Source organism: Clostridium oryzae (genome assembly GCF_002029235.1).
GTDB lineage: Bacteria > Bacillota > Clostridia > Clostridiales > Clostridiaceae > Clostridium_AE > Clostridium_AE oryzae.
The window spans coordinates 1-10,016 of sequence record NZ_MZGV01000104.1 but is presented as its reverse complement, the minus strand read 5'-3'; the positions used below and the strand labels follow the sequence as shown (position 1 = coordinate 10,016).

The following is a 10,016-nucleotide window of genomic DNA, read 5'->3' as shown; positions in this document are numbered from 1 at the left end:
TGCCCTAATTGTGATGCAGATTTTTATTATTCAGGAGAAAAGAAAGTAGAAGAAGGTTCGTATTTAGTTGATGAGAACGAACCTTTTCCATTCTAAAACTCATAGTCCCCGGTAGGGGATTTTTTTATAATTGTATCTTTTTAATTATTGAATCAAAATGATTTGCCAGCTCTAATTGATTTTTAGCTAAGTCTGTTAATTGGGATAGTTTATCTGTACTGTCATTAGTGTTTGTCTTTATAGTTTCTGCATGTTTTGCAGATTCTTGTTCGTCTTCAGACATAGTTTGAATTGCTTCACTAACTTGATCTACTGTTGCAGCTAGCTGCTCGGACATGGAAGCTATCTCTTCAGACATTCTGCTTACAAATTCAGAATCATTATAATAATGTTCTGCCATTTCACCAAATCCCTCAAACTTCGGATTTACACTATCATTAATAAATTGAAGAATTTCTTTTCCAGTAGTTGAAAGATTTTCTACAGAATTTTCAACTTTTGAAATAGTATCTTGAATGCCAGTTACTGCATTTTTAGATTCATCTGCTAGTTTTGCGACTTCATCAGCAACAACAGCAAAACCCTTTCCATGTTCACCAGCTCTAGCAGCTTCAATGGACGCATTTAGTGCTAGAAGGTTTGTCTGCTCTGCTATACTTGCAATCGTATCAGCCATAATTTTAATATCAGCAATAACTTGAGCATCTGAAATAGCTGAAAGCATTTTTTTCTCTTTTTCATCATATAAGCTATTTATTTCAGCTACAGCTTGTTGTCCCTTTTCTTTTAGAGCAGTAGCTCTATCTTTAGCATGATTTGCAGTATTACTTCCATCCATAGCTTTCTGAGATAATTCACTTATACTTGAGTTAACCTCTTGTACGGATGCAGAGATTTCTTCTGAAGTAGCACTTCTGGTTTCGATGCTATTGACAATGCGACTTAAGGAAGTACGGGTAAAACTTGATTTTTCTGTTATAGTATCAACGGCTTTTGAAAGCTGCTGACTGGATACCTTCATAGACTCAGAACTTTTTGACATTTCATTTACTAAAGAATCAAGTTGGCTTTTTACTTTAAGAAGTGAATTAGCAAGCGCACTCGAATTTTTATTCGTTTTAAGATGCTTTTCGAGTTTAGAATCCATAGAAAAGTCTAAATTTGATATTTTATTTAATTCCTTTAGAAAATCTTCCAGGAATCCGCCAATGGTTTTTCCAAAAAAAATACTAAGAATTAATATAAGTACGATAGAAGCCAATGCGGCAATCGGTATACTTAATGCCTTAGATGGTATGAACCAGATTATTAAGTAAGATACTAAAAGGCAGAGAATACTTACTGATGAAATGGAAAAAATAATTTGATTTTTATTGCTCCTCATAGGGATGCCTCCTTTGTATAGTAATTATTTATTCTAATTTTATCCATAGTAATAATATATCACAAATGGAAAATTAACTAAAGTATTTGTTTTAATTATATTGACAAAATAATTTAATGGAATAAAATAATAAGTGAGTACTCACTTATTATTGAGAAAGGATGAAAGAACTATGGCAAGAAAAGCATCAGAGGGCAGAGAGGAAGAGATTTTACAAGCAGCAGTTAAAATTTTTTCTGAAAAAGGATACAGTAACACCACTACTAGTGAAATAGCTAAAGAAGTAGGGATAGCAGAGGGCACTATATTTAGATACTTTAAAAATAAAAGAGAACTAATATTAAAAGTTATAATGAATTCGGTAGATGTTATAGCAGATGGGCTTATTACAAGAAGATTGACCAAAATTATTAATGAAAACAGGGATAAGAATATAAGAGAGGTATTGAAACTTATTCTTATTGATAGGGTAAACTTGATTGAAGAAAATAAGGATATATTTAAGGTTGTTATCAATGAAATACAGTACGATGAGGGGTTAAGGCAAATAGTTGTAAATAACATAATAATGTCTGCAAAGAACTTGATTCTAGATTTTACGCAAGAAAGGTCATTAAAGTTAAAATTTCGAAATGATATAGATTTGTTTGTGGCTCTGAGATCACTTATTGGAATGGTTATGATGTATATGTTTCAGAAAGAAGTTTTTCCAGATTTGATTACAATGGATAAAGAGAAACAGATAGAAGAGATGACAGACATATTTTTAGATGGAATAATAAAACGTGAGGAGATGTAATAATATGAAATTAAATAAGGTATCGGTCTTATTGGTAGCAACCAGTCTGATTTTACTTACTGCATGTGCAAAAAAAGATAATAATAGATATACAGGCACTTTAGAAAGCGATGATTACTATATAACTTCTCAGGTTTCCGGTAAAATAGAGCATTTAAAAATTCAACAAGGTGACGAAGTAGGCAGAAATCAAATAGCAGCAAAAATAGAATCAAAACAGTATAAACTTCAAAAAATGCAAGCGGAAGGTGCATATGATACAGCCAAGGCAAATTATGACGAACTTCCTGATGGAGTCAGCGACAATAAGAAGAAACAATTAAAAGGCGCTATTAAGCAGGCCAAGGCGCAGGTGAATTTAGCACAATTAAGTATAAATGAATGCAGTATTTCTGTACCAAACAAAGGAATAGTGTCAGAAGTGTTTTTCCATACTGGTGAACTAGTTCAAAGCGGTAATAATATTGCAAGAGTTATCATTCCAGATAACAGCTATATAAAAGTCTATGTAGAACAGAGCAAGAGAAACCTTATAAAACTCAAGGATAAATTAAAATTGTACTATGATAACAAAAAAGTTGGGATTGGAACTGTAAACTATATATCATCGGAAGCAGAGTTTACTCCCAAAAATACAGAAACCAAATCTGATAAAGAAAATACTGTATTTGAGGTAAAGATAAGTACCCCAGCAGGATTTAATTATTCACCAGGAACGCTTATTGATGTAGAAATTAAATAGGGGGGGTAAGGGGTTTGGAAAACGCTATAGAAATAAGGAAACTAACAAAGAAGTTTGGAAAATTTACAGCTGTAGATAATGTCAGCTTTAATGTACCTAGAGGAAAGATATATGGCTTTATAGGTCCTAATGGCTCTGGTAAAACTACTGTAATAAAGATGCTTTGCGGTGTTATGAAACCAAGCAGTGGAACGGCAAAAGTACTAGGGTATGATGTTATTAAGGATAGAAATAAGATAAAGTCAAAAATAGGATATATGTCACAGAAATTTAGTCTATATGAGGATTTGACTGTAAATGAAAATCTAAATTTCTATTCCGGTATATATGGAATAAAGAAAGAAGAAAGAGAAGATAAAAAGAAGAACATCATTAAAATGGCTGGACTTGAGGGAAAAGAAAATAGGCTTACGGCTAATCTCTCTGGTGGATGGAAACAAAGACTGGCACTTGGCTGTGCACTTATTCATCAGCCGGAAATATTAGTATTAGATGAGCCGACATCTGCTGTAGACCCTGTATCGAGAAGGATATTTTGGGAAATGATATTTACATTGTCAAGATCAGGAATTACCGTACTTGTGACTACACATTATATGGATGAGGCAGCGAGCTGCGATAAACTTGCTTTCATATTTAACAGCAAACTTTTAACTTTAGGAACTCCAGAAGAACTTATAAAAAAAGAAGATGCTAATAATCTTGAGGATGTGTTTATAAAATACGTAGAACAGACTACTAATGAAAAGGTTGAGCATTCTTTTAAGGAACTCAAAAAAATAATTGGTGGGGAGGCTGTAAAATGAATTTTCAACGATTTATAGCTATAATGAAAAAAGAATTCATACAATTAAAACGAGATAAGGCCAGTTTTGGAATAGCAATAATGATGCCGTTAATGATGATTCTTTTGTTTGGATATGCAGTAAATACAGAACTTGAGGATATATCTATAGGCGTAATAGATCAAAGTAACTCAGTTGAAAGCAGAGCGTTAATTCAAAGTTTTGAAAATACCAATTATTTTAACGTGAAAAGTAAAGAACACGATATAAATAAAATAGAAACTGAAATGGATGAAGGCAAAATACATGGGGCAATCATAATACCTCCAGATTTTTCAATTAAACTTCAAAACAAGGAAAAGGCTGCAATTCAATTTCTTGTTGATGGATCAGACCCTACAACGGCTAGAACAGCTTTCAGCAGCGGTGTAGTGTCAGGTCAGCAGTATGGAGTAAAAGTATTAAAAAGCATCAACGAAAGATTGGGACGGGTGAAAGACACTGGAGGAGTAGAGGTAAATACAAAGGTATTGTATAATTCTAATTTAAGAAACGAAAATTTTACAATACCAGGACTTATAGGATTAATAATGCAGAATGTAACTATCTTACTTACAGCTTTTGCTTTAGTTAGAGAACGGGAAAGAGGTACAATAGAGCAGTTAACAGTATCACCACTCAGAGCTCCAGAAATAATATTCGGAAAGCTTGTACCATACATTTTTATAGGGTTCTTTGATTTTATATTTTCATTGCTGTTAGGGACTGTATGGTTTAGAGTACCCATAAATGGTAGCCTTCCACTACTTTTACTGTTAGGTCTAGGATTTGTAGTATGCGCCCTTTCCATAGGTATTTTGATATCATCTATCTCTAGAACTCAGCTTCAGGCTATGCAGCTTTCCATAGTAGCACTTCTTCCGAGTATCCTTCTTTCTGGGTTTGTTTTTCCGCGTGAGGCCATGCCTAAGGCTATACAACTGATAGGCAATATAATTCCCCTAACGTATTTTTTGAATATACTCAGGGGGATAATAACAAAGGGAGTTGGAATTGAATATATTCTTAAGGATGTAATTTTGTTATCGCTCTTAGGAATTGTACTGCTTACTATAAGTATAATAAGACTTACCGTAAAACCGTTCACTAATTAAAAATGAGGAATGAGGAATGAGCAATGAGAAAAGAGTAGAGAGAAAAGTGAAGGAAGAAATTCTGTTGTGCAGAATTTTAACCTTAATTCCTCATTCTTAATTTATTAATTTTTATTATTAACTAGTTTTGACCTAGATAATAATGTCATCAAACTGGTTGAGATAATCCCTAAGGTTCCGATAATAACCCAACAGCTAGCGATACTGAATACCGATATATATCTGCCCATTATCAGTGGGCCGCAGGTAGAACCTGCGCCAATAATCATAGGCAGTATAGAACTTACTCTTCCTCTATGAGAAGCAGGCGTATAGTTTGCAATGAAAGCTGAAGAATTTATTGATATCATTATAGCTCCTAAAGTCATTATAAATATACAAAGATAAAATAAGGGCAGCATATTAATGAATGATAGTGTTCCAAAAGCTATTGCATAGCAAAAGCCTCCTAATGCCATGACCTTCAGCGGCTTTATTTTATGTGTTATTTTTGAAATTATAGGTGTAAAGAGTATTACAATTATGCCGTTGAAACTAGATAGAAATCCGTAATAAACTGCACCTTTGCTTTCGAACAATCTGTCTAATTGAATAGGAAGAGTAAAGCCGTACTGAGAATATTCAAATTGGTAACAAAATAAAATTAAAGCAAAGTAAATTAATATAGGTCTTTGAAGGAGAACTTTAAAAACGGAACCATGAACTTTTCTCTCCATTTTACGATCAACCTTTATATTCTCATTTAGATGTTTTGTTTCTTTAATAAATTTTGAAACTAATATTAATGAAGTTATTGTTGTTATGCCATCTCCGATAAAAACAAGCGGAAGAAAATCTTTATATAAAAGTCCTCCAATAAAGGGGCCTATAGCTAAACCAATGTTAGCTCCCATATATATAAAGGAATAACAGTTCTTCCTGTTTTGAGGGACGGTTAAGTCCGCCAGCATAGCATCATATGCAGGAGTACATACATTGTACATTATTGAAGAAAACATAAGCACATATACCATGTAGACGCTAGTATCCATGAGCCCGCATACAATCAATGTAAAAGCACCTAATCCTTGCGAAATAATAATTACTTTTTTACGTCCCAAAGTATCGACTAATCTTCCACCAATAATTATACTCGGTACTGAAATTAAATTTACTGCTGTTATGTAAAGTCCTGAAACTGTAGTACTTAATCCTATCTTATCAGTTAATATCAAAGTCAGAAGAGGCTGTACAAAGCTACCCATGCTATTGATTATACGGGATATGAATATTACATAGATCTCCCGCGGCAAGCCTCTGTATTGATCAAAAAGTTTGTTTAATTTTCCCATGTTGTTTCCTCTCTTTTATACCCATAGCAAATATTTTTTATGTTTTTAGCGCACTTATAAAAGTATAACACATAGTATAGTTATTTGTAATTGGCTTAATTATATAATAAAAATTTTATAAAAGATCTTTAGTTAACATTGAAGTCACTAAAAAGGTTAATTGACGGGATAATTAGCATATGCTATAATCGTAATATAATTACATAGATATTTCGCAAGAAAAATTTTTTTAAATTTTAATGATAATGATTTTCAATAATAAAAACTAGAAATCCTTTGTATAACAGCATATTTTAAAGGAGTTGATAAAAAAACATGAAAATTAATTAAAAACCATACAAAAACGTTAGTGACAGTTGCGAAATATTTTGATATATTATTAATGTAAATTCATATAATTTGGGGTTGCATTGATAGTTAGACATAAATCTTAAGGGCTTATATATTCTAATTATATTTTAAAGGAGAGAGATTTTATGCAAAAACAATGGGAAGACTTTAATGAGGGCACATGGCAGAAAAAAATAGACGTTAGAAACTTTATACAGAAGAATTATACTCCTTATACTGGCGATGAAGGTTTTTTATCTTCCGCATCAGAGAGAACTAAAAAGGTTTGGCAAAAAACTGAGAAATTACTGCTGGAAGAACTGAAAAAGGGCGGAGTTCTTGATGTGGATACAAAAACTGTTTCTGGTATAGATAGTTTCAAACCAGGTTATATAGATAAGGAAAACGAGGTTATCGTTGGACTTCAAACAGACGCGCCACTTAAAAGAATGGTAAATCCTTTCGGCGGAATAAGAATGGCAGAACAAGCACTTGATGCTTATGGATATACAGTAGATGAAGAAATGGATAGGATTTTTAAAACGCTGAGAAAAACTCATAATGAAGGCGTGTTCGATGTGTATACAGAAGAAACAAGAGAGGCAAGGCATGTAGGTCTTTTAACGGGACTTCCAGATGCCTACGGAAGAGGCAGAATAATAGGTGATTTTAGAAGAATAGCATTATATGGCATTGATTTCCTTATAGAAGAAAAGAAAAAAGATTTAAGTTCATTAAAGCAGCATGATATGCTGGAGGATATTTTAAGAAAAAGAGAAGAAGTTTCAGACCAGATAAAAGCTCTTAAAAAGATGAAAAAAATGGCTGTAAGTTATGGTATAGATATTTCTAAACCGGCTTCAAATGCAAAGGAAGCAATTCAATTTACTTATTTTGGGTATTTGGCTGGAATAAAAGAGAATAACGGTGCAGCAATGTCGCTTGGTAGAGTATCTACATTCCTAGATATATATATAGAAAGAGATCTAAGAAATGGAGTGATAACTGAACATGAGGCTCAGGAGCTTATTGATCAGTTTGTAATAAAACTAAGAATTGAAAGACATCTAAGAACTCCTGAATACAACGAATTATTTGCGGGAGATCCTAACTGGGTTACTGAATCTATAGGCGGAATGGGGATAGATGGAAGAACACTTGTTACAAAGAATTCCTATAGATTTTTAAATACACTTACAAATCTTGGATCTGCACCAGAACCTAATATGACTGTTCTCTGGTCAGTAAATCTTCCAGAAACATTCAAAAAGTATTGCACAAGGATGTCTATAGAGACAGATGCGCTTCAATATGAAAATGATGATATTATGAGACCTGTATACGGCGATGATTATGGTATAGCCTGCTGCATATCTGCAATGCAGATTGGAAAGCAGATGCAGTTCTTCGGAGCAAGATGCAATCTGGCTAAATCACTTCTATATGCAATAAATGGCGGAGTTGACGAGAAAAAGTTTGAAAAAGTTGTGCCAGATATTGATAAGATAGAAGACGAAGTTCTGGATTATGAAAAAGTAAAGAAAAACTATTTTAAAGTAATGAAGTATGTAGCAAATCTTTATGTTAATACCTTAAATGCTATTCACTACAGTCATGATAAATATGCATATGAAGCTGGACTTATGGCACTTCATGATACAGAAGTTCATAGATTTTTAGCCTGCGGTATTGCAGGACTTTCAGTTGCAGCTGATTCCCTTAGTGCTATAAAATATGCTAAGGTAAAACCTGTAAGAAATGAACAAGGGGTAGCAGTAGATTTTGTTACTGAAGGAGATTTCCCTAAGTACGGAAATGATGATGACAGAGTTGATGATATAGCTGTAGAAATAGTAAATAAATTCATATCAGAGCTTAGAAAAACTAAAACTTATAGAGACGCAGAACATACTTTATCAGCCCTTACTATTACATCAAATGTTATGTATGGTAAAAAGACAGGAACAACTCCTGACGGAAGGCAATCTGGTGAGCCTTTAGCTCCAGGAGCTAATCCAATGCACGGAAGAGATGTAAATGGAGCATTAGCTTCACTTAACTCAGTAGCTAAAATACCATATCGCTCAGTATGCCAGGATGGTGTTTCAAACACGTTCTCAATTATTCCAGAAGCACTTGGAAAAGATGATAACACAAGAAAGACTAACATGGCAGCAATACTGGATGGATATTTCTCCAAAGGAGCACATCATTTGAACGTAAATATAATGCATAGAGATACATTATTAGATGCTGTAGATCATCCAGAAAAATATCCAACACTTACAATAAGAGTTTCAGGATACGCTGTTAATTTTGTTAAGCTTACAAGAGAACAGCAGATGGAGGTAATAAGCAGAACATTCCACGAAAGAGTTTAATAATAAGAAAAGGTGGATTATATGGGTAGAATTCATTCTATAGAATCTATGGGATTAGTGGATGGACCTGGGATAAGGGTGGTTATATTTTTTCAGGGTTGTGGCTTAAGGTGTGCCTTTTGCCACAATCCTGATACTTGGAAATCAGAAGGCGGTACAGAAATTGCTGCAGAAGAACTCTTAAGGAGAGTTTTGAGATTTAAAACATATTTTGATAGATCCGGCGGTGGTGTAACCTGTTCAGGCGGAGAACCTTTGATGCAGCCGCAGTTTCTTATCGAATTCTTCAAGCTTTGCAAGGAGAATGGTATTCATACCACATTGGATACAGCAGGTTTTGGAGTTGGAAAGTATGACGAAATACTAAAATATACTGATTTGGTAATCCTTGATATAAAGCATATTACAAAGGATGGCTATAGAAGCTTTGTGAATGGTGATATCAATGAATTTTATAACTTTGTCAATGCAGTAAATTTATCTAATGCCAGGTTTTGGGTAAGGCATGTTATGGTGCCAGGAGTTACAGATAGCTTTGAAGCTATGGATAAGCTTATTGACATAATTAAAAGAAAATTCGATACCAGCAAATTAGATAAATTTGAGATACTTCCTTACCATACCATGGGTGTAGAAAAGTATAAAAAGCTAGGTATTAATTATAGGCTTGAAGGGATTGACAGCATGGATAAAAACAAGGCTTCAGAGTTTGAAAAATATGTTAGAGAAAAGATTAAAGATTAAAGAGTAAAGAGAAAAGAGTAAAGTGAAGGAAGAAATTCTGCTGTGCAGAATTTCGATTAATTTAAATTTTGAAAATCAGCAGGCTGATTTTTAGTGAAAAAATTAATTCATAGGAAATGTTCATGAAAGCGTGCTTTCACCAAGTAGAATGAAAAAGTAATCTTCTTTTTCGTAGGAAATGCCCATGAAAACTTGCTTTCACCAAGTAGAATGAAAATTGGATGCGTTTGTTAATAAAGACGAAATCCTGTCAATAATAAAGAAAGGTGAGGAAGTAAGCCCGTGTAAATTCTGGTAGCAAGAACTCCTTGTAGGAAACTGGCTTCGGTAATTAAAAGTACAAAGTATTGTGCGGAGAGCACGTGT

8 protein-coding genes are annotated in these 10,016 nt (G+C 33.5%); 6 read left to right on the top strand and 2 right to left on the bottom strand.

From position 1 onward, the window contains the following. Window positions 1-124: 124 nt before the first annotated feature. Complete coding sequence (locus CLORY_RS21700) at window positions 125-1,384, bottom strand: methyl-accepting chemotaxis protein (protein ID WP_079428483.1); 1,260 nt, start codon at window positions 1,382-1,384, stop codon at window positions 125-127. Between the two features lie 172 nt (window positions 1,385-1,556). Between CLORY_RS21700 and CLORY_RS21695 the strand changes: the two genes are divergently transcribed. From CLORY_RS21695 to CLORY_RS21680, 4 genes are read left to right on the top strand one after another with little or no spacing between them, the layout of a single operon-like run. Then, on the top strand, window positions 1,557-2,183 hold the full coding sequence (locus CLORY_RS21695) for a TetR/AcrR family transcriptional regulator (RefSeq protein WP_079428481.1): 627 nt from the start codon (window positions 1,557-1,559) through the stop codon (window positions 2,181-2,183). Window positions 2,184-2,187: 4 nt separating this feature from the next. Then, window positions 2,188-2,925, top strand: a complete 738-nt coding sequence (locus CLORY_RS21690; protein ID WP_079428479.1) for an efflux RND transporter periplasmic adaptor subunit — start codon at window positions 2,188-2,190, stop codon at window positions 2,923-2,925. Window positions 2,926-2,939: 14 nt separating this feature from the next. Continuing rightward, complete coding sequence (locus CLORY_RS21685; protein ID WP_079428477.1) at window positions 2,940-3,731, top strand: ABC transporter ATP-binding protein; 792 nt, start codon at window positions 2,940-2,942, stop codon at window positions 3,729-3,731. Then, window positions 3,728-4,864: an ABC transporter permease gene (locus CLORY_RS21680; RefSeq protein ID WP_079428475.1), complete on the top strand. Its 1,137-nt coding sequence runs from the start codon at window positions 3,728-3,730 to the stop codon at window positions 4,862-4,864. The genes CLORY_RS21685 and CLORY_RS21680 overlap by 4 nt, the downstream gene beginning before the upstream one ends. Window positions 4,865-4,968: 104 nt before the next feature. On the opposite strand, the gene CLORY_RS21675 is transcribed toward CLORY_RS21680, so the two are convergent. Continuing rightward, a complete protein-coding gene (locus CLORY_RS21675) occupies window positions 4,969-6,195 on the bottom strand; it encodes an MFS transporter (RefSeq protein ID WP_079428473.1) in 1,227 nt (408 codons plus the stop codon). A 476-nt stretch (window positions 6,196-6,671) separates the two neighbouring features. On the opposite strand from CLORY_RS21675, the gene pflB reads away from it, so the two are divergent. Both pflB and pflA read left to right on the top strand, forming a co-directional pair. After that, window positions 6,672-8,906 (top strand): formate C-acetyltransferase, encoded by a 2,235-nt coding sequence (pflB, locus tag CLORY_RS21670; RefSeq protein WP_079428471.1) that lies wholly within the window; start codon window positions 6,672-6,674, stop codon window positions 8,904-8,906. Between the two features lie 21 nt (window positions 8,907-8,927). Next, window positions 8,928-9,650: a pyruvate formate-lyase-activating protein gene (pflA, locus tag CLORY_RS21665; RefSeq protein WP_079428469.1), complete on the top strand. Its 723-nt coding sequence runs from the start codon at window positions 8,928-8,930 to the stop codon at window positions 9,648-9,650. The last annotated feature ends 366 nt before the right edge of the window (window positions 9,651-10,016 follow it).

Excerpts from the sequence above, each read along its gene's own strand:
- CLORY_RS21700 (WP_079428483.1), bottom strand. The coding sequence starts at position 1,384 with ATGAGGAGCAATAAAAATCAAATTATTTTTTCCATTTCATCAGTAAGT.
- CLORY_RS21695 (WP_079428481.1), top strand. The coding sequence starts at position 1,557 with ATGGCAAGAAAAGCATCAGAGGGCAGAGAGGAAGAGATTTTACAAGCA.
- CLORY_RS21690 (WP_079428479.1), top strand. The coding sequence starts at position 2,188 with ATGAAATTAAATAAGGTATCGGTCTTATTGGTAGCAACCAGTCTGATT.
- CLORY_RS21680 (WP_079428475.1), top strand. The coding sequence starts at position 3,728 with ATGAATTTTCAACGATTTATAGCTATAATGAAAAAAGAATTCATACAA.
- CLORY_RS21675 (WP_079428473.1), bottom strand. The coding sequence starts at position 6,195 with ATGGGAAAATTAAACAAACTTTTTGATCAATACAGAGGCTTGCCGCGG.
- pflB (WP_079428471.1), top strand. The coding sequence starts at position 6,672 with ATGCAAAAACAATGGGAAGACTTTAATGAGGGCACATGGCAGAAAAAA.
- pflA (WP_079428469.1), top strand. The coding sequence starts at position 8,928 with ATGGGTAGAATTCATTCTATAGAATCTATGGGATTAGTGGATGGACCT.